This window comes from Paraburkholderia silviterrae, assembly GCF_004353915.1.
Classification (GTDB): domain Bacteria; phylum Pseudomonadota; class Gammaproteobacteria; order Burkholderiales; family Burkholderiaceae; genus Paraburkholderia; species Paraburkholderia silviterrae.
On record NZ_SMRP01000003.1, the window covers coordinates 170941 to 190876 of the forward strand.

A 19936-nucleotide genomic window follows, 5' to 3' on the forward strand; every position below is an offset into this window, starting at 1 on the left:
CGCGGCCGCCTTCGCGGGCTCACGCGCTGCGCCGCGCCTCGCGGCACTATTCCTGCGCCGCCGGATCGACGCGCAACGCCGGGCTGTAACGCAGCGCGTCGAGCATGGCCTCGACGTGCTGCTCCGCGTGGTGCGCCACGTCGAACATGTCCGGCAGGGTCGCCATGTCGCGCAGCGCGCCCGTGATGAACGAATGCAGCACGCGCGCCGCGCGCGGGGCATCGAGATTGGGCGGCAGTTGCCCCTTGGACATCGCGTTGCGCAAGCCTTCCTCGATGCGCATGAGACCCTCGCGCATGTTGCCCTGATGGCGCGCCATCACGGGCCCCATTTCCTCCACGAACTCGCACTTCAGAAACAGGATCTCGAACACGCGGCGCCGCCGCGCGTCGGTGGCGGTGTCGCGCAGGCACAGCACGCAGAGCTCCTTGATGCGCCCGAGCGGGTTGGGCTCGTCCGGGTCGACCGTGGCCGCCTTCATCTCGTCGAGCGGCAGGATCACGCGGTCGAACATGGCCGTAAAGAGATCGCCCTTGTTCTCGAAATGCCAGTAGATCGCCCCGCGCGTGACGCCAGCTGCCTGGGCGATATCGGCGAGCGAGCTGCGCGAGACGCCTTTTTCGAAAAAGACGTGCTCGGCGGCGTCGAGAATGCGGTTGCGCGTCTCCAGCGCTTCCTCTTTCGTGCGTCGGACCATGGCGGGTTACTGCTCAGTATGTGGGTTATGAGGGTTGGAAATCATTTAAGAGCCAGATCGGCAAAGCGTTGATTTGTAATAGGGACGCCGTGCGCCGAAGGCCCTTGAGTGAACGTTCTAGCGGAATGATTCGTTCTTATACATTCATTCGCGAATGTATCTATAATACCACCCCACCACCTGGGCACCTCAAGAATTGATGTCCGGTTAATATCCGTCACTGGCCAAATGGTCGTAGAAACCCCAATGCGCGCTGTTCACTAACGTTGCGCGCTGAGAAGTCGCCCGGACGGATGTTGCTGACCGGTCTCGCGCCATTCCAGAAGTGCCGGGTTTTCCGTCAGGTATCGCCAGATGCTGGCGTGCGTCGTCGTCCTTCTTCGGGAAGGGTGCCGCACGCTGCTTTTATTGTCAGTTATAGACAGAGGTCGCTCCATGCGCGTCGAACGGGTTCCATTCCGCCTTATTACCTTCGCGACGGCTGCCGTAGTGCTCGCAGCGTGCGGGCAAAAGCAGTCCGCGCCGCCGCCGCAAACCCCCGAAGTCGGCGTCGTCGCCGTCCAGCCCACCTCGGTGCCGGTCGTGAGCGAGCTGCCGGGCCGCACCAATGCCTTCCTCGTCGCGCAAGTGCGCGCTCGGGTCGACGGCATCGTGCTGCGCCGCGAGTTCACCGAAGGGGCGGTCGTGAAGGCGGGCCAGCGCCTGTACAAGATCGATCCGGCGCCGTACATCGCCACGCTCAATAACGCCAAGGCCTCGCTTGCGAAGGCGAAGGCGAATCTCGTCACGCAGAATGCACTCGTCGCGCGCTACAAGGTGCTCGTCGCGGCCAATGCGGTCAGCAAGCAGGACTACGACAACGCGGTGTCCGCGCAAGGCCAGGCGCAAGCCGACGTCGATGCGGGCAAGGCCGCGGTCGACACCGCGCAGATCAATCTGGGCTACACGGATGTGCTCTCGCCCATCACCGGCAAGGTCGGCATCTCGCAGGTCACGCCGGGCGCCTACGTGCAGGCGAGCCAGGCGACGCTCATGTCCACCGTGCAGCAGATGGACCCGATGTACGTGGACCTCACGCAGTCGAGCCTCGACGGCCTGAAGCTGCGCCGCGACGTCGAGTCCGGGCGCCTGAAGACCAATGGCCCGGATGCGGCCAAGGTCTCGCTCGTGCTCGAAGACGGCCGCACCTATGCGCAGCAGGGCAAGCTCCAGTTCACCGACGTCACGGTCGACCAGACCACCGGCTCGGTTACGATCCGCGCGCTGTTCCCGAACCCCGACCGTGTGCTGCTGCCGGGCATGTTCGTGCGCGCGCGCATCGACGAAGGCACCAACGACAACGCGTACCTCGTGCCGCAGGTGGGCGTGCAGCACGACCAGAAGGGCCAGGCCACGGTGCTGCTCGTCGACGACAAGAACAAGGTCGCGGTCCATCCGGTCGTCACCGCGGGCACGCAGGGCCAGGACTGGGTCGTCGAAAGTGGCCTGCAACCCGGCGACCGGGTGATCGTGCAGGGCACCGAGAAGGTCCACCCGGGCACGACCGTGAAGGCGGTGGACGCACACCTGCCGCCGCCGCCGCCGCCGGGCGCGCCTTCGGCCGATGAGGCGACGGCTTCGGGCTACGCGAGCGCAGGTGCGTCTGGCGCATCCGCGGCCCACGCTGCGTCCGCACCCGCTGCCTCCGCTGCGCAATAACAGGGAGCCTGCTTCATGGCAAAGTTCTTTATCGATCGCCCGATTTTTGCATGGGTGATCGCCATCATTCTGATGCTGGCGGGCGTGGCGTCGGTGTTCACGCTGCCGGTCGCGCAGTATCCGACCATCGCGCCGCCGTCCATCCAGATCAGCGCCAACTATCCGGGCGCGTCGGCGAAGACGGTGGAAGATACGGTCACCCAGGTGATCGAGCAGCAGATGAGCGGTCTCGACCACTTGCTGTATCTTTCGTCGACTTCCGACGACTCGGGCACGTCCACCATCACGCTGACCTTCGCCGCGGGCACCAACCCGGACATCGCGCAGGTGCAGGTGCAGAACAAGCTGCAACTGGCCACGCCGGTCCTGCCGCAGGTGGTGCAGCAGCTCGGCATCAGCGTCACCAAGTCGAGCAGCAGCTTCCTGCTCGTGCTGGCGTTCGTGTCCGAAGACGGCAGCATGACCAAGTACGACCTCGCGAACTACGTGGCGTCGAACGTGAAGGACCCGATCAGCCGGATCGACGGTGTGGGCACGGTCACGCTGTTCGGCTCGCAGTACGCGATGCGCGTCTGGATCGATCCGAACAAGCTCACGAACTTCCAGCTCACGCCGAACGACGTGACGGCCGCGATCACCGCGCAGAACGTGCAGATCGCGGGCGGCCAGCTAGGCGGCACGCCCTCGGTGGCGGGGCAGTCGTTCCAGGCGACCATCACGGAATCGACGCTGCTGCACACGCCTGAGGAGTTCGGCAACATCCTGCTGAAGGTGAACCAGGACGGCTCGCAGGTGCGCCTGAAGGACGTGGCGCGCATCAGCCTGGGCGGCGAGAACTACAACTTCGACACCAAGTACAACGGTGCGCCGACCGCCGGCCTCGGCATTCAGCTCGCGACGGGCGCCAACGCGCTGCAGACCGCGAAGCTCGTGCGCCAGGAGATCGACAGCCTCTCGAAGTACTTCCCGCACGGCCTCGTCGTGAAGTACCCGTACGACACGACGCCGTTCGTGCGCCTGTCGATCGAGGAAGTGATCAAGACGCTGCTCGAAGGCATCGTGCTGGTGTTCCTCGTGATGTACCTGTTCCTGCAGAACCTGCGCGCGACCTTGATCCCGACGATCGCGGTGCCGGTGGTGCTGCTGGGCACGTTCGCGATCATGGGGGCGGTGGGCTTCTCCATCAATACGCTGTCGATGTTCGGCCTCGTGCTCGCCATCGGCCTGCTCGTGGACGACGCGATCGTGGTGGTGGAGAACGTCGAGCGGGTGATGACCGAAGAGGGGCTCGGGCCGAAGGAAGCCACACGCAAGGCGATGGGCCAGATCACCGGCGCGCTCGTGGGCGTGGCGCTCGTGCTGGGCGCGGTGTTCGTGCCGGTGGCGTTCTCGGGCGGCTCGGTGGGCGCAATCTACCGGCAGTTCTCGCTCACGATCGTGGCGGCGATGGCGCTGTCCGTGATGGTGGCGCTGATTCTCACGCCGGCGCTGTGCGCGACCATTCTCAAGCCTATCCCGAAGGGGCACCACGAAGAGAAGAAGGGCTTCTTCGGCTGGTTCAACCGCACTTTCGAGCGCAGCCGCGACAAGTATCACAGCGGCGTGTACCACGTGATCAAGCGCTCGGGCCGCTGGCTCATCATCTATCTCGCGGTGGTCGTCGCGGTTGGCCTCCTGTTCGTGCGCCTGCCGAAGTCGTTCCTGCCCGATGAAGACCAGGGCACGATGTTCGTGATCGTGCAGACGCCCTCGGGCTCGACCCAGGAAACCACGGCGCGCACGCTTGCCAACATCCAGAACTGGCTGCTCAAGGACGAAGGCAGCATTGTCGAGTCGGTGTTCACGGTGAACGGCTTCAGCTTCGCGGGCCGCGGCCAGAACTCGGGTCTCGTGTTCGTGCGCCTGAAGGACTACAAGCAGCGCCAGCACGCGGACCAGAAGGTCCAGGCGCTGGTGCGCCGCATGTTCGGGCATTACGCGGGCTACAAGGACGCGATGGTGATTCCGGTGAATCCGCCTTCGATTCCTGAACTGGGCACGGCCTCGGGCTTCGACTTCGAGCTGCAGGACCGCGGCGGCGTCGGCCACGAGAAGCTGATGGAAGCGCGCAACATGCTGCTCGGCATGGCCGCGAAGGACCCGACGCTCGCGCTCGTGCGCCCGAACGGCCTGAACGACACGCCGCAGTACAAGGTGGACATCGACCGTGAGAAGGCGAACGCGCTGGGCGTGACGTCGGCTGCAATCGACCAGACCTTCTCGATCGCGTGGGCGTCGCAGTACGTGAACAACTTCCTCGATACGGACGGCCGTATCAAGAAGGTGTACGTCCAGTCCGACGCACCGTTCCGCATGACGCCGTCGGACATGAACATCTGGTACGTGCGCAACAGCTCGGGCGGGATGGTGCCGTTCAGCGCGTTCGCGACCGGCCAATGGACCTACGGCTCACCAAAGCTCGAGCGCTACAACGGCATCTCGGCGGTGGAAATCCAGGGGCAGGCGGGTCAGGGCAAGTCGACGGGCCAGGCAATGACGGCCATGGAGAAAATCGCAGCGAAGCTGCCCGCGGGCATCGGCTACGAATGGACGGGGCTTTCGTTCCAGGAAATCCAGTCGGGCTCGCAGGCACCGATTCTCTACGGCATCTCGATCCTCGTCGTGTTCCTGTGTCTCGCGGCGCTCTATGAGAGCTGGTCGATCCCGTTCTCGGTCATCATGGTGGTGCCGCTCGGCGTGCTCGGCGCGCTGCTCGCGGTGACGCTGCGCGGCCTCGAGAACGACGTGTTCTTCCAGGTGGGTCTGTTGACCACCGTGGGTCTCTCGGCGAAGAACGCGATTCTGATCGTGGAGTTCGCGCGCGACCTGCAGGCGGACGGGAAGATGGGACCGATCGAGGCGGCGCTCGAAGCCTCGCGACTGCGTCTGCGGCCGATTCTGATGACGTCGATGGCGTTCATTCTCGGCGTGCTGCCGCTCGCGATCAGCAACGGCGCGGGCTCAGCTTCGCAGCACGCGATCGGCACGGGCGTGATCGGCGGGATGCTGACCGCCACGTTCCTCGCGATCTTCATGATCCCGATGTTCTTCGTCGTGATCCGCGCGAAGTTCGCCGGCGAGAAGGAAGATGCCGACACGGCGCTTGCACACTACGAAGAGCACCACGCGCACGACCACGACGACGAGAACGGCGGCAACGCCGGCTCCGGCGGCGGCTCGGGCGGCGCGGGTGGCTCGGGCGGCCCCGGCGGTTCGAACGGCGGCGGCTCGGGTGGACCGGCTGGCGGCGGCAACGGCCAGGGCAAGGAAGGACATTGAGATGCATAAACTATCCGTAATTGCAGTGGCCGCCGCAGTGGCCACCACCGTCCTCGCGGGCTGCACGATGGAGCCGCGGTATCACCGGCCCGATGCGCCGGTGTCGCAGACCTTCCCGCAGGGCGGTGTCTACGCGACGCAGCCTGGCGCGACCGGTGAGAACGGCCAGCCCGGCCGCAGCGCCAGCGGCGCCGCGGCCACCGACATCGGCTGGCGCGAATTCTTCGTCGATCCGCGCCTGCAGCAGTTGGTCGAGATCGCGCTGAAGAACAACCGCGACCTGCGCGTCTCGGTGCTTAACGTCGAGGCGGCGCGCGCGCAGTATCAGATCACGCGCGCCGATCTGTTCCCGGCCATCAACGGCGTGGGCACGGACACGCGCACGCGCGTGCCGCGCGATTTGCAGAGCGCGCCAAACAACCCGTACAGCGTCTATAACGTGGGCGTGCAGGCGTCCTGGGAAATCGACTTCTGGGGGCGCGTGCGCAGCCTGAAGGACCAGGCGCTCGCGCAGTATCTGTCGACGGCGCAGGCGCGCAAGGCGGCGGAGATCTCGCTCGTCTCGCAGGTCGCCGACCAGTACCTGGCGATGCTCGCCGACGACGACCTGCTGAAGGTCACGCAGGACACCCTCAAGACGGCGCAGGACTCGTACAACATCACGAAGGCGCAGTTCGACACCGGCACCGGAACCGAGCTCGATCTGCGCCAGGCGCAGACCGTGGTCGAGAACGCGCAGGCCAACCTGCAGGCGCAAATGCGCGCCCGCGCGCAGGCCGAAAACGCGCTCGTGCTGCTGATCGGCGAGCCGCTGCCGGCGGATCTGGCGCAAGGCATGCCGCTCGACGGCCAGAACCTGCTCACCGACATCCCGGCTGGCCTGCCATCGGACCTGCTCACGCGGCGTCCGGACATCATGGAGGCCGAGGAGAGCCTGCTCGCGGCGAATGCCAATATTGGCGCGGCGCGTGCGGCGTTCTTCCCGAAGGTTTCGCTCACGGCGGCGTTCGGCACCGAAAGCCTTTCGCTGGGCGGCCTCTTCAAGGCGGGCACGGCGGCGTGGAGCTTCGCGCCGCAGATCACGATGCCGATCTTCGAAGGCGGCGCGAACATCGCGAACCTGCAGCTCGCGAATGTGCAAAAGCGCATCGAGATCGCCAACTACGAGAAGGCGATCCAGTCGGCGTTCCGCGAAGTGGCCGATGGTCTCGCGGCGCGCGGCACCTACGATCAGCAGATCGGGGCGCTCGCGCGCAGCACCTTCGCGAGCCAGCGCGGGCTCGACCTTGCGGAGCTGCGCTACAAGAACGGCGTGGACAGCTATCTGCCGGTGCTGGCCGCGCAGACCAGCCTGTACACGTCGCAGCAGGCGCTCGTCACGGCGCGGCTCGCGCGGCTCACCAACCTCGTCGATCTGTATCGTGCGCTGGGCGGCGGCTGGATCGAGCACGCGGGCGAGACGCCGCGCCCGGCCGATGCGCCGGTCGACTACGGCGCGGCCAGCGCGCCGGCGGCGGCTTCGGCGCCGGCCGCAACGTCGGGTTGAGCGACGCGAACGCAGGCTGTGCCTGACGGAGTAGCGATGAAAAACGCCACGGGAGGCCGTGGCGTTTTTTTTAAGCCATTCGAATGAGCCATGCGAGTGCCGGGATGGTGGAGCGGGCAGGGCGCGCATTGCCTCCGCACGGGCCCGCCCATCAGCAATGCAGCACGCCCAAAACAAAAAAGGCGTCACGGTTTCCCGTGACGCCAAACCAGCAAAAGGCCCCGGCACGCGTGTCTGTCACCCGGCCGGGGCGCCTCTCGCGTCGACTCAGTGTGCCGCAGTGCGCGGCATGCCCTGTCCCGCTTCCGGTGCTTGATCGGCTTCGTGCGACTGGGTGCCGTCGAAGTCGTGACCGACTTGGTGGATGTCGTGTTCCGCGGCGCGCTCGCTCTTTGCGCCGTTGAAAATCAGGTTGAGGATCACTGCCGAAACCGAGGCCAGCAGGATGCCGCTATGCAGGAGCGGCGAGAGTGCGGGCGGCAGCTGCGAGAAGAACTTCGGCGAGACCACCGGCACCATGCCGAAGCCCACGCTCACGGCCACGATGAACAGGTTGTGGTGGTTCTTCACGAAGTCCACCTTCGAGAGCACCTTGATGCCGTTTGCGGCCACCATGCCGAACATCACGAGGCCCGCGCCGCCCAGCACGAAGGGGGGCACCGAGGCGACGACTTGCGCCATCTTCGGGAACAGACCCAGCGTCACGAGAATCACGCCGCCCGTTGCACAGACAAAGCGGCTCTTCACGCCCGTCACGCCGATCAGACCGACGTTCTGCGAGAACGAGGTATGCGGGAACGAGTTGAAGATGCCGCCGATCATCGTGCCCAGACCGTCGACACGCAGGCCGCGAACGAGCGTTGCCTGATCGACCGGGCGGTCGACCATGTCGCCCACCGCGAGGAACATGCCCGTCGACTCGATGAAGGTCACGAACATCACGATCACCATCGTCACGATCGGCAGGACGTGGAATTTCGGCAGGCCGAAGTGGAACGGCATCACGAAGCCCACCCACTGTGCGTGCGTCACGCCGTCGAGGTTCACGCGGCCCAGTGCGAAAGCGATCGCGAAGCCCGCCACGATGCCGAGCAGCACCGAGATATTGGAGATGAAGCCGCGGCCGAACTTGTTGATGAGGAGAATCAGCATCAGCACGGCGAGCGACAGGCCGAGATAGACCGGGTCGCCGTAGTTCGGATTGCCCACGCCGCCCGCGGCCCAGTTGATGCCCACTTCCATGAGCGAGAGGCCGATCACCGCGATCACGGTGCCCACCACGACAGGCGGGAAGAAGCGCAGGAGCTTGCCGATCATCGGCGATATCACGATGCCGATCGCCCCGGCGGCGATGGTGGAGCCGAAGATGTCGAGAATGCCGAGCTGCGGGTTGGTGCCGATGGCGATCATCGGGCCGACCGAAGCGAACGTGCAGCCCATGATGACGGGCAGACGGATACCGAAGATCCACAGGCCGAGCGTCTGGATCAGGGTGGCGATACCGCAGGCGAACAGGTCGGCGCTGATGAGGAACGCCACCTGATCTTTCGGCAGACCAATGGCGCCGCCGACGATGAGCGGCACGGCGACCGCGCCCGCGTACATCACGAGCACGTGCTGGATGCCGAGTGTGAGAAGCTGGCCGAACGGCAGGCGCTCGTCTACCGGGTGAACCTTCGTGCGAGCCTGGCCGGCCGCCCTTTCGATACCCTGGGGATGCATGTCGTCTCTCTCCGTCTTTCGTTTCAGAATATGGCCTCCAAGGTATTCGCGACGAAAAGAAGCAACAAGACCACTGGAGACTATTCCGTGCTTTCCGGGGGCGATATGCGCGTGGGGTGCGCAGCCCGTCATATCGGGGTAGGATCAGACGGTTTTGAAGCCGCCGCGCGGCCGTATGGCGATGCTGCGCCGCATCGTGGGAACGCTCGTGCGACGTCCTGACGCAGCATTAAGCCCGCTTTTCAGGTGGTTTCAGGCGTTAGACAGCATTGCGCCGCTTTGCATGCTGTGGGCGCGGCGGTGCCGTCAACTCACATGAATGGGCAATGTCGCGAGAAGTCAAGCGTCAGTCGGGCCCTGGTACATATGGCCGACCCATTATGATCTATATTTCGCTTTCCGCATGTGAGCCATTTCGCATGTCGAGATAGACCCCTGGGTTAACCCGCGAATGCATGCAATTTGCATGATTTCGCGGCGCCTGCGGACACCTCGATTGCCCCCCGTTGGCGTCGCACATAACACGGTCTCGCGGCATGAATTTCTGGCCGCTATCATGGCCCTTTTATCGCCCTTCGTGGCCGTCCCGGTTCGCCCTGTTCGGTGAGCGGCACCGATGCGCGGCATGCGCCAACCCCAACCATTTCCCCAGCCACTTCGCATGAACGGATCGCAGACGCGTTTTCTCGGTATCGATCTCGGCACCGGTTCGCTCAAAGTCGCCATCGTCGATGAGACGCTCGCCGAGCGGGCCGCCGCGAGCATCCCTTATACGCTGGAGACGCCGCAGCCGGGCTGGGCCGAGATCGACGTCGAGCGCTGGTGGGACGCGCTCGTGCGGGCCTGTGAGCGCTTGCCCGCGAGCGAGCGCGAGGCGGTGCGCGCGATTGGCTTCTCCGGCCAGATGCATGGCGTCGTGCTGACCGACGCAGCGGGCCGTGCGCTGCGTCCCGCCATGCTCTGGCCCGACACGCGTGCGCGCGCATTGCTCGATGCCTGGCCCGATAGCGAAGCGAGCCCTCAGCCGAATCCCGTCGCGCCTGGCATGGCGGGGCCGCTGCTGTACTGGCTGACGCTGCACGAATGCACGACGGCCGAGGCCGCATGTTGGGCGCTGCAGCCGAAGGACTGGTTGCGCGTTCGTCTTGCGGGCGCGGCGGACGAAGCCTTCGTTGCCGATCCGTCCGATGCCTGCGCGACCGCGCTCGCCGCGCCCGACGGCGCGTGGGATGTCGCGCTAATCGAGCGGCTTGGGCTGCCGGCGCACTGGTTCGCGCCACTCGTGCCATCGTGCGCGCCGAGCGGCACGCTTTGCCCGGAGGCCGCGCGCGCCCTCGGCCTGCCCGCCGGCGTGGTGCTCGCGACCGGCGCCGGCGACACGCCATGCGCGGCGCTCGGCAGCGGCTTGCGCGAAGACGGCGACGCGTTGCTGACCACGGGCACGGGCGGCCAGATTGTCGTGACATCGATCGAAGAGCCGCCTGCGCGGCGCGGTCTGCATCGCTACCGGTCAGCGAGCGGCGGCTGGTACGCGATGGCCGCGATGCAGAACGTCGGCGTCGCGCTCGAAGCGGCGCGCGGCTGGCTGTCCTGCGAATGGAGCGAGGCCTACGAAGCGGCCTTCGCCGCGCCGCCTTCGCAGACGCTCGCATTCTTGCCGTACCTGAGCGGCGAGCGCTCGCCGTGGCTCGATCCCGCGGCGCGCGGCGGCTGGCTCGGCGCGGGCCTGGGTGACACGCGCGGCGTGCTGATGCGCGCCGCGTTCGAAGGCGTGGCGTTCGCGTTGCGCGCGGGACTCGACGCATTGCGCGGCGTGCCCGCTGCGGCCGGCGCGGGCGATCTCGGCGAAGGCGCCACGCCACATGCGCCGATCACCGTGCTCAAGCTCGCGGGCGGCGGCTCGGTCGAAGCGCGCTGGCGTCAATTGCTCGCCGACGTGCTGGGCGCCCAGCTCGACGCCATCGACTGTCCGAATGCGGCTGCGCGCGGTGCCGCGCTGCTGGGCGGCGTCGCTTGCGGGCATTGGCGCATGGACGAACTCGCGGCGCTCGCGCCCGCCACGACCCGCGTGGCGCAGCCGCGCGCCGACGCCGCGCTGGCGCAGCGTTACGCACGCTTCATCGATCTGTATGGCCGGGTGCGGACGTGGTTCGCGCCGGCGTCGTAGCAATTGCATCGCATAACTGAACGATGGCGGCGGGCGTGGGCGCACCAACGTGCCGAAAATCGTCGACAGGTGCATGGAAGGTAAGATCGACATCGACGATCCGATCGCGCACACGTTGCGCCCCGACCGGATCGACGAGGGCTCCGGCCTGATGAAGCAGGGCGAGTCGATTCGCTCTGTTGTCCTTTACCCATAGCGAGGGCTAGAGATGCTGGACCAGATTGAAGAGCACGCCTGTTACGGCGGCGTGCAGCGCATCTACAAACACGATTCGAAGACGATCGGGCTGCCGATGCGCTTTTCGGTGTATCTGCCGCCGCAGGCGCGCGAGCGGAAGGTGCCGGGGCTGTTTTATCTGGCAGGTCTGACCTGCACGGAGGAGACCTTCCCGATCAAGGCGGGCGCGCAGCGCTTCGCCGCGCAGCATGGCATCGCGCTGATTGCGCCCGACACGAGCCCGCGCGGCGCGAACGTGCCCGGCGAAGCCGAGGCCTGGGACTTCGGCGTGGGCGCGGGCTTCTACGTCGATGCCACGCGCGAGCCGTGGTCGAAGCACTGGCGCATGTATTCGTATGTGCGCGACGAGCTGCGCGAGGCCGTGACGGCGAGCCTGCCCGTGGACGGCGAGCGGCTGGGCATCTTCGGCCACTCGATGGGCGGGCACGGCGCGTTGATGCTCGCGCTGCGCAACCCGGAGATCTACCGCTCGGTGTCGGCGTTCGCGCCGATCGCTGCGCCCACGCGCTGCCCGTGGGGCGAGAAGGCGTTCAGCGGCTATCTGGGCGAGGACCGCGAGGCCTGGAAGCAGTACGACGCGAGCGAGCTGGTGGGCAAGGCCGCGCACAAGTTCGAAGCCGGCATCCTCGTCGATCAGGGACTGGCGGACGCGTTCTTGCCGAACCAGTTGAACCCGGACGTATTCGAAGCCGCGTGCAAGTCAGCGGGGCAGCCGCTCACGCTGCGCCGTCATGCGGGATACGATCACGGCTACTTCTTCATCCAGAGCTTTATCGAGGATCATCTGGCGCATCACGCGCGGGTGCTGCTGAAGTAACGCTAACGCGCTTACGATGCTCGAAAAGGCCTCCACGCTGTGCGTCGAGGCCTTTTTTATTCGCGTATCCGACCCCGAGTGAAACTTTGATATCTGGTCAGGTTGGTACTAGAATCTGGTCAGGTAGGTCTTTTTTGGAGTCATCCGGCCATGCGAGCATCCCTCATCGATCCCGAAGCCAGCAAGGAATCCGCCGAGCGGCGCATGGATGATTTCCAGGCGGCCGTGAAGGCGATTGCCGCGCGCGTGGGCGCAACCGACGTCAACGCCGTGGGCACGCCCATTTCGGCATTCAAGACGAATTATTCGAGCGTCCTGAGGCGCGTCAAATCGGGCTCGGTCGAAATCGTCAACCAGGGCCCGGAGCCGTTCATTATTCTCGGCCTCGAGCAGGCCGTCGCGCTGATGTCCAACACGGTCAGCGACCGCACCGTGGCCGAAGTGTTCGCCGGGCTGCCTTCGGTGCCGGCCTCGGGCAAGCTGCCGCGCGACGTGTCCATCGAGGCCGTGGATCACTACCGCGTGCCGCGCTGAGTTTGCCGGCGCAGTTCATCGGTTCAGTACGCCAGTCGGCATGCCGCAGAGGCACGCCACGCACAAGACCAATAAAGGCCGTCCATGCCGAGATTTTTGTTGGGCACGAATACGCTCATCGACATGTGTGTTGAAGACACCGCCTCGCGCAAATGGATCGAGGGCGGGGTGAAGGCGCGCGACATCAACTTGAGCGTCATCAGCGTCGCGGCCGCGCGCCAGGTGATCGCCCGGCACAAGATGAGCGAGCCGCGTCGCGCGGCGTTCAGGAAGGCGCTCGAAGCGCGCCTTGCCGCGCTCGTCGACGACGGCTCCGTCATGCTGCCGTTCGGCGAAAGCGAGGCCGCGCAATGGGAGCAGTGGCGTGGCCATCATCCGCTCGAAATCGACAAGGCCGGCGCGCGTCATCCGGTCGGCCAGGACACGCGCATGGTGATCGCCACCGCGGTGGCCAACGGCTGCACGCTCGTCGAGCCCGAAGAGGCGTACCACCGGGAGTTGCGCAAGCTCCAGGTGGGCGTCGTCTCCCTGCTCGAGGAATAGGCCGTTGAGCAGCCCGCCGAACCATCCGCCGAATAGCCCGCCGAATAGCTCGTCGAATCCCGCGCTGGACGACCCGTTTCGCGTGCCCGAAGGCCGGCTCACGCCGGCGCCCGACTGTGTGCGCGTGCTGAGCCTCTCGGGCGGCGGCTATCGCGGGCTCTATACGGCGCGCCTGCTCGCCCGTATCGAAGCCAGCGAGAAGTTCGGAGCGGGGCCGATCGGCGCGCGCTTCGACATGATCGCCGGGACTTCGGTGGGCGGCATTCTCGCGGCGGGGCTCGCGGCCGGCGTGGCCGCAAGCGAGCTTTACGCGATGCTCGCGCAGTGGGGGCCGTCGATCTTTCCGAAGCTCTCGCTGCGCAAGCTGCAGAAGCTCTTCAGCAAGAAGGTCTACGCGGCCGAGCCGCTCGAGGCGGCGATCGTCGCGTGTCTCGACGGCTGGGCCGGCAAGACGCTGGCCGAGATCGACAAGCCGCTCATGCTCACGACGGTGAGCTGGTCGCTGGGCGAGCTGCGCCTCTTGAGGAGCCGGGGTCTCGCCGGCGACGCGGCGGACACCTGCACCTTGCTCGACGCGGCGCGCGCGACCTCGGCGGCCCCCGCGCATTTCCCGGCGCTGATGCTCGACGACGACTGGCACGTGGACGGCGGCCTCGCCGCGAACTGCCCCGACGCGCATGCGCTCGGCGAGGCGTTGCGGCGTGGCGTGCCGGTGCGCATGCTCGGCGTGGGCACCACGGGCGTGCATCACAAGAGCGTGCCGAGCCGCCTGCCGCTGCGCGGCCTCTACTGGGCGCAGCCCGCGCTCGATCTGAGCATGCAGGCGCAGGAACGCATGGCGCAGGCCACCTGCATGCGCGAGCTCAAGGCAAGCTATCTGCATCTGAACAGCGAGGTGGGCGGCGACCAGCAGATCCTGCGCGATCTCGACGTGGCGACGCCCGACGCCACGGTGGCGCTCACGCGCCTCGCCGATCAGCGCTTCGAGGCGCTCTGCGCGCGGGCCGACGAGTCGCGCCGTCTGCGCTTCATCATGGGCGACGGCGAGACCTGAGCGCGCATCGCCGGAAAGCCGGAAAGCCGGAAAGCCGGAAAGCCGGAAAGCCGGAAAGCCGGAAAGCCGGAAAGCAAAACGGCGTTGCTCCGCGAGGAGCAACGCCGTTTTTTGAATGCGCGCGCCGAAAGCGCTCAACGCCGGCCGATCAGGCTCGCGCCGTAGACCAGTGCCGCGAGCGCCGTGATCCAGAAGCTCGTCGGCCAGTCGGTGTAGTAGGCGAGCGTGACGCCGATCCACGCCTGCGCGAGCGCGAGCAGCGCGGCGAGCGCGACGCCAATTGAGAGGCGCGTGGTGAGATTCTGCGCGGCGGCGGCGGGGCCCACCATCAGCGTGAAGACGAGCAGCACGCCGACGATCTGCGTGCACGCGGCCACGGCGAGCGCGGCGATGGCGAGAAACAGCACCGAGACGAGCCGCAGCGAGACGCCTTTGGCCTCGGCCAGCTCAGGCTGCAGCGAGGCGAACAGCAGCGGCCGCATGATGGCCGCGAGCGCGGCGAGGCTCGCCACGGCCAGCGCCGCGAGGATGCCGAGCGTGTCGCGGTTCACGCCGAGCACGTTGCCGAACAGCAGCGCCGTGACCTGGGTGGCGTACGCCGTGAAGAAGTGCAGGAACAGCAGGCCGAAGCCGAGCGCGAGCGAGAGGATCACGCCGATGGCCACGTCGCGGCCCGCGAGCTTTTCGCCGAGCGCGCCCATCGACACGCCCGCGGCGAGCGTGAAGCCCACCATGCCCCAGATCGGCGAGACGCCGAGCAGCACGGCGCCCGTGGCGCCCGTGAAGCCGACGTGCGAGAGCGCATGGCCCGCGAAGGTCTGCCCGCGCATCACCAGAAAGTAGCCGACGATGCCCGCGAGCACCGCGACGATGCCAGACGCCGCGAAGGCGTTCACCATGAAATCGTATTCAAGCATCGTGCGTGTGGCCGTGGGTGTTGTCGTTGCTGTCGTTGTCGTGACCGTGATCGTGACTGTGGCCGTGCGCGTGGCCATGGCCGTGATCGTGCTCATGCTCGTGGTCGTGCTTCTCGACCTCGACGTCGCCCGACATCACGAAGATGCGGCCCTTCATGCGCATCACTTCGATAGGCGAGCCGTAGAGCCGCGAGAGCACGGGCGCCGTGATCACTTCATCCACGCTGCCGAGCGCCGCCACGCCGTTGCCGAGATAAAGCACGCGATCGAGCGAGTTCAGGAGCGGGTTGAGCTCATGGGCCGAGAACAGCACCGCGATGCCGAGCTCGCGCTGCACGCGGCGCACGAGTTCGACCACGCCGCGCTGGTGGTGCGGGTCGAGGCTGATGAGCGGCTCGTCGAGCAGCAGCAGCTTTGGGTCGCCGAGCAGGCATTGCGCGAGCAGCAGGCGCTGGCGCTCGCCGCCGGAAAGCTCGGAGAGCGGGCGGTCGGCGAGCTTCGAGGCGCCCACGAGATCGAGCACGCGCGCGACGTCGGCGCGCGTGGCGGCGTCGGCGCGCGGCAGGCCCCAGCGGTGGCCATCGGCGGCCATCGCGACGAAATCGCGTCCGCGCACGCGGCGGCTCGCGAGCGCGGTGCGTGTCTGCGGCATGTAGCCGATCTTCGCGTTGCCGCGCGCCACGGGTTCGCCGAGCACGCGAATCGCGCCGTGCGCAGCGGGTACGAGGCCGAGGATCGCCCGCATCAGTGTGGTCTTGCCCGCGCCGTTCGGTCCCAGCACGCCGATGAATTCGCCCTGGTTCACCGCGAAGTTGGCGTCGCGCAGGATCGTGCGATCGCCGAGCGTGAGCGTCACGCCCGCGAGCGTGAGCACCGGCTGCGGCGCGCGGTGCGTGTCGTGCGCCGCAGCCGGTGCCGTGCGGACTTCGGTTGCGCGGTGAGAGGGCGAGGCCTCGGTCATTGCCTGGGTTCCCTGTACGGACGTTGTTACGGTCATTACTTCTGCGCCAGCGCCGTTTGCAGCGCGTCGAGCTGCGCGAGCATCCAGTGCTGGAAGTTCATGCCGGCGGGTTGCGTCTCGGTCACGCTCACGGTCGGTACCTTCGACTGCTTGGCGATGCCGAGCATGCGTCGCGTCATCGCTTCCGTTGCCTGGCTGTTATAGATCAGCACACGCACGCGGCGCTCGCGCAGGTCGCGCTCGAAAGCCGCGATGTCCGACGCGCTTGCCTCGGTGTCGTTCATCGTCGCCATCTGGAAGCGCATATTGCGCATGTCCAGGCCGATCGCGTCCGACATATAGCCGAATACCGGCTCGGTCGCCGTCACCGGCAGGCCCTTGTACTGCGCGCGCAGGGCCGCGACCTTGTCGTCGAGCGGTTTGAGCGAGCCGATAAACGTCGCAAGGTTGGCATCGTACACGCTCTTGTGCGCCGGGTCTGCTGCCCCGAGCGCGGCGCTCACGGCGCGCGCGACCGTGGGCATCGTCTGCGGGTCGTACCAGAGGTGCGGGTTGTCGCCAGCCTTCTTGCCGACCAGATCCGCCGCGACGATGACCGTGCGCTGGCCGCCGCCGGTGGCGCCGAGCAGCTTGGTCATCCACGGGTCGTAATCGGCGCCGTTGTAGACCACGACGCGCGCGTGATGCAGCGCGCGCGCGGTCTTCGGGCTCGCCTCGAACAGATGCGGGTCCTGGTCGGGGTTGCTCAGGATGCTCGTCACGTTCACGTAAGCGCCGCCGATCTGCTTGACGACATCGCCGTAGAAGTTCTCCGCCGCCACGACGTCGAGAGCGGCGCCCGGCGCGGCGGCGCCCGGCGCGTCCGCCGCATGGGCGGCTTCGCACGGGCCGAGCAGCGCGCCGAGCGCGAGGCATGCACCCACCACGGGCATGGCGGCGCGCTTGAGCGCGGCTGCGGCGTGGGAGAGCCGGCCGGGCAGGCGGGCAGCCATGCGGACAGTCATGCGGACTGCGCGGGTGATAGCGGGCATGGTTCTATCCTTGAATGAGGGGTGAGAACGTGGCTTGAATGGCATCCAGACGCGACGCAGCGCTGCCCGGATCGGGCCAAGCGGCACGGAATCGAGATGATATAACGTATCACATCGGTTGGCGAGCCAGTCTCCCCCTCAAATCGCCGGGCAGCCCCACCGATAGGCAGCGCCGGCCCGAATGCCCCTCCAATTCGTCCCTGAGCGCAAGGCGGGCGCGCCAAATGCTCCTGCGCCGTTGGGCAGCCCTTGCGCGTCGCACCATCGAAATCTGTAGCGAAACGCGTATGTCCGCCTTGACATGCGTGCGCCTGTGTCCGATCATTCGATCACCAACAGAGCAAATGCTCGTATGTCGAGCGATAGTTCGCGCAGTTGCCCGCGGCAGAGCATCGGCGGCTCGACGAACGCAAATGGAGACAACCCCTGTGGCACATTCCGCGAACCCGGCGGCAGGACGTTTGCAGGACAAGGTGGCCGTGCTCACTGGCGCGGCGAGCGGCATCGGCGAGGCGGTCGCGCGGCGCTATCTGGACGAGGGCGCGCGCTGCGTGCTGGTCGACGTGAAGCCCGCCGACTCCATCGCCCCCGCGCTAGCCGCCGCGTTTGCCGAGCGCGTGCTCACCCTCAGCGCGGACGTCACGCGCCGCGAGGACATCGAGCGCATCGTCGCGGGCACGCTCGAACGCTTCGGCCGCATCGACATCCTCTTCAACAACGCGGCGCTGTTCGACATGCGCCCGCTGCTCGACGAATCCTGGGACATCTACGACCGTCTGTTCGCCGTGAACGTGAAGGGCATGTTCTTTCTGATGCAGGCGGTCGCGCGCCGCATGGTCGAGCACGGGCAGGGCGGCAAGATCATCAACATGTCGTCACAAGCGGGCCGGCGCGGTGAGGCGCTCGTTTCGCACTACTGCGCAACCAAGGCGGCGGTGCTGAGCTACACGCAGTCGGCGGCACTCGCGCTCGCGCCGCACAAGATCAACGTGAACGGCATTGCGCCGGGTGTCGTCGACACGCCGATGTGGGATCAGGTGGACGCGCTGTTCGCGCGCTACGAGCACCGGCCTCTGGGCGAGAAGAAACGGCTCGTGGGTGAGGAAGTGCCGCTCGGCCGCATGGGCTTGCCCGAGGATCTCACCGGCGCCGCGCTCTTTCTCGCATCCGCCGACGCCGATTACATCACCGCGCAGACGCTCAACGTCGACGGCGGCAACTGGATGAGCTGAACGCCCTGCGGAGCTTATCCGGCGACTTCAACCCATGCAGCACGACATAACGCAGCACGACATAACGCAGCAAACAACGAAAGGAGACAACGCCATGAAACCAGCCATTCGGAGCGCCGCCTGGCGCATAGGTCGCGCGACCGGCGCGCTCGCCCTCGTTGCCGCGGCGGGCGCGGCACACGCGCAGACCGTCACGATCGCGATGTTGAACAACCCGGACATGCTCGAGCTGAAGAAGCTCTCGCCGGCTTTCGAGAAGGCCAATCCGGGCATCAAGCTGAACTGGGTGATCCTCGAAGAGAATGTGCTGCGCCAGCGCGCCACGACCGACATCACGACCAATAGCGGCCAGTTCGACGTGATGATGATCGGCACCTACGAGGCGCCGCAGTGGGGCAAGCGCGGCTGGATCGTCCCCATGACGAACCTGCCCGCCGAGTATGACCTGAACGACGTCGTGAAGACGGCGCGTGACGGTCTCTCGTACAACGGCACGCTTTACGCCCTGCCGTTCTACGTCGAAAGCTCGATGACGTACTACCGCAAGGACCTGTTCGCGGCGAAGGGCCTGACGATGCCCGAGCAACCGACCTACGACCAGATCAAGCAGTTCGCCGACAAGCTCAACGACCCGTCCAAGGGCACCTACGGCATCTGCCTGCGCGGCAAGGCCGGCTGGGGCGAGAACATGGCGTATGTGACGACCGTCGTGAACACCTTCGGCGGCCGCTGGTTCGACGAGAAGTGGCAGGCGCAGCTCACCACGCCCGAGTGGAAGAAGGCGGTGAACTTCTATGTCGATCTGCTGAAGAAGGACGGCCCTCCGGGAGCCAGCTCGAACGGCTTCAACGAGAACCTCACGCTGATGTCCTCGGGCAAGTGCGCGATGTGGATCGACGCCACGGTTGCGGCGGGGATCCTTTACAACAAGCAGCAGTCGCAGGTGGCCGACAAGATCGGCTTCGCGGCGGCGCCGACCGAAGTGACGCCGAACGGCGCGCACTGGCTGTGGTCGTGGGCGCTCGCGATTCCGAAGTCTTCGAAGTCGCAGGACGCCGCGAAGAAGTTCATCGAATGGGCGACATCGAAGCAATACGTCGAGATGGTCGCGAAGGACGAGGGATGGGCTTCGGTGCCGTCGGGCACGCGCGTCTCGACCTACCAGCGCCCCGAATACAAGCAGGCCGCCCCGTTCTCTGACTTCGTGCTGAAGGCAATCCAGACCGCCGATCCGAATCATCCGACCGCGAAGCCGGTGCCGTACACGGGTGTGCAGTTCGTCGGGATTCCTGAATTCCAGTCGTTCGGCACGGTGGTCGGTCAGAGTGTCGCCGGCGCTGTGGCGGGTCAGATGAGCGTCGATCAGGCGCTTGCCGCCGGCAATGCCGCAGCCGACCGCGCCGTGAAGCAGGCCGGTTACCAGAAGTGAGCGAAGTCAGGCGCAGCATTACGGCGCCATTGC

At 66.5% G+C, this 19936-nt stretch carries 15 protein-coding genes and 1 pseudogene; 11 read left to right on the top strand and 5 right to left on the bottom strand.

Annotated features, from left to right (window positions below):
* Positions 1 to 46 precede the first annotated feature (46 nt).
* Positions 47 to 697 (bottom strand): TetR family transcriptional regulator, encoded by a 651-nt coding sequence (locus EYW47_RS08210; protein ID WP_133194377.1) that lies wholly within the window; start codon positions 695 to 697, stop codon positions 47 to 49.
* Positions 698 to 1132: 435 nt separating this feature from the next.
* Between EYW47_RS08210 and EYW47_RS08215 the strand changes: the two genes are divergently transcribed.
* The 3 genes from EYW47_RS08215 to EYW47_RS08225 are packed head-to-tail and all read left to right on the top strand — an operon-like array spanning position 1133 to position 7259.
* Positions 1133 to 2395, top strand: coding sequence for an efflux RND transporter periplasmic adaptor subunit (locus EYW47_RS08215; RefSeq protein WP_133194378.1), 1263 nt, complete (start codon positions 1133 to 1135; stop codon positions 2393 to 2395).
* A gap of 15 nt (positions 2396 to 2410) precedes the next feature.
* The gene (locus tag EYW47_RS08220) at positions 2411 to 5713 is read left to right on the top strand and encodes an efflux RND transporter permease subunit (RefSeq protein WP_133194379.1); all 3303 of its coding nucleotides are present in this window, start codon (positions 2411 to 2413) and stop codon (positions 5711 to 5713) included.
* 1 nt (position 5714) lies between these two features.
* Positions 5715 to 7259 carry an efflux transporter outer membrane subunit gene (locus EYW47_RS08225; protein WP_133194380.1) on the top strand — a complete coding sequence of 515 codons (1545 nt, stop codon included), beginning with the start codon at positions 5715 to 5717 and terminating at the stop codon, positions 7257 to 7259.
* Between the two features lie 267 nt (positions 7260 to 7526).
* Here the strand turns inward: EYW47_RS08225 and EYW47_RS08230 are convergent, their stop codons facing one another.
* On the bottom strand, positions 7527 to 8981 hold the full coding sequence (locus tag EYW47_RS08230) for a nucleobase:cation symporter-2 family protein (RefSeq protein ID WP_133194381.1): 1455 nt from the start codon (positions 8979 to 8981) through the stop codon (positions 7527 to 7529).
* Positions 8982 to 9642: 661 nt separating this feature from the next.
* On the opposite strand from EYW47_RS08230, the gene EYW47_RS08235 reads away from it, so the two are divergent.
* From EYW47_RS08235 to EYW47_RS08260, 6 genes and pseudogenes are all read left to right on the top strand, one after another.
* Complete coding sequence (locus EYW47_RS08235; RefSeq protein ID WP_133194382.1) at positions 9643 to 11148, top strand: xylulokinase; 1506 nt, start codon at positions 9643 to 9645, stop codon at positions 11146 to 11148.
* Positions 11149 to 11173: 25 nt separating this feature from the next.
* Positions 11174 to 11344: pseudogene (locus EYW47_RS08240) on the top strand (S-(hydroxymethyl)glutathione dehydrogenase); the annotation flags it as partial.
* A 12-nt stretch (positions 11345 to 11356) separates the two neighbouring features.
* Entirely contained in the window at positions 11357 to 12202 is an 846-nt protein-coding gene (gene fghA / locus EYW47_RS08245) for an S-formylglutathione hydrolase (protein ID WP_133194383.1), read from the top strand.
* 150 nt (positions 12203 to 12352) lie between these two features.
* Positions 12353 to 12736, top strand: a complete 384-nt coding sequence (locus EYW47_RS08250) for a hypothetical protein (protein WP_133194384.1) — start codon at positions 12353 to 12355, stop codon at positions 12734 to 12736.
* 84 nt (positions 12737 to 12820) lie between these two features.
* Positions 12821 to 13279 (top strand): PIN domain-containing protein, encoded by a 459-nt coding sequence (locus tag EYW47_RS08255; RefSeq protein WP_133194385.1) that lies wholly within the window; start codon positions 12821 to 12823, stop codon positions 13277 to 13279.
* Positions 13280 to 13283: 4 nt separating this feature from the next.
* Positions 13284 to 14333: a patatin-like phospholipase family protein gene (locus tag EYW47_RS08260; RefSeq protein ID WP_133194386.1), complete on the top strand. Its 1050-nt coding sequence runs from the start codon at positions 13284 to 13286 to the stop codon at positions 14331 to 14333.
* Positions 14334 to 14467: 134 nt separating this feature from the next.
* On the opposite strand, the gene EYW47_RS08265 is transcribed toward EYW47_RS08260, so the two are convergent.
* Genes EYW47_RS08265 through EYW47_RS08275 form a run of 3 tightly spaced genes read right to left on the bottom strand, consistent with a single transcriptional unit; the run spans position 14468 to position 17215 of the window.
* On the bottom strand, positions 14468 to 15250 hold the full coding sequence (locus EYW47_RS08265; protein WP_133194754.1) for a metal ABC transporter permease: 783 nt from the start codon (positions 15248 to 15250) through the stop codon (positions 14468 to 14470).
* A complete protein-coding gene (locus EYW47_RS08270) occupies positions 15243 to 16211 on the bottom strand; it encodes an ABC transporter ATP-binding protein (RefSeq protein ID WP_133194387.1) in 969 nt (322 codons plus the stop codon). Before EYW47_RS08270 ends, EYW47_RS08265 begins: the two co-directional genes overlap by 8 nt.
* A 35-nt stretch (positions 16212 to 16246) precedes the next feature.
* Positions 16247 to 17215, bottom strand: coding sequence for a metal ABC transporter solute-binding protein (locus EYW47_RS08275; protein ID WP_377784918.1), 969 nt, complete (start codon positions 17213 to 17215; stop codon positions 16247 to 16249).
* Positions 17216 to 17670: 455 nt separating this feature from the next.
* Here EYW47_RS08275 and EYW47_RS08280 point away from each other — a divergent pair, with 455 nt between their 5' ends.
* Both EYW47_RS08280 and EYW47_RS08285 read left to right on the top strand, forming a co-directional pair.
* Positions 17671 to 18474, top strand: coding sequence for an L-iditol 2-dehydrogenase (locus tag EYW47_RS08280; protein WP_240763605.1), 804 nt, complete (start codon positions 17671 to 17673; stop codon positions 18472 to 18474).
* Between the two features lie 94 nt (positions 18475 to 18568).
* Entirely contained in the window at positions 18569 to 19903 is a 1335-nt protein-coding gene (locus tag EYW47_RS08285) for an ABC transporter substrate-binding protein (RefSeq protein ID WP_133194389.1), read from the top strand.
* The last annotated feature ends 33 nt before the right edge of the window (positions 19904 to 19936 follow it).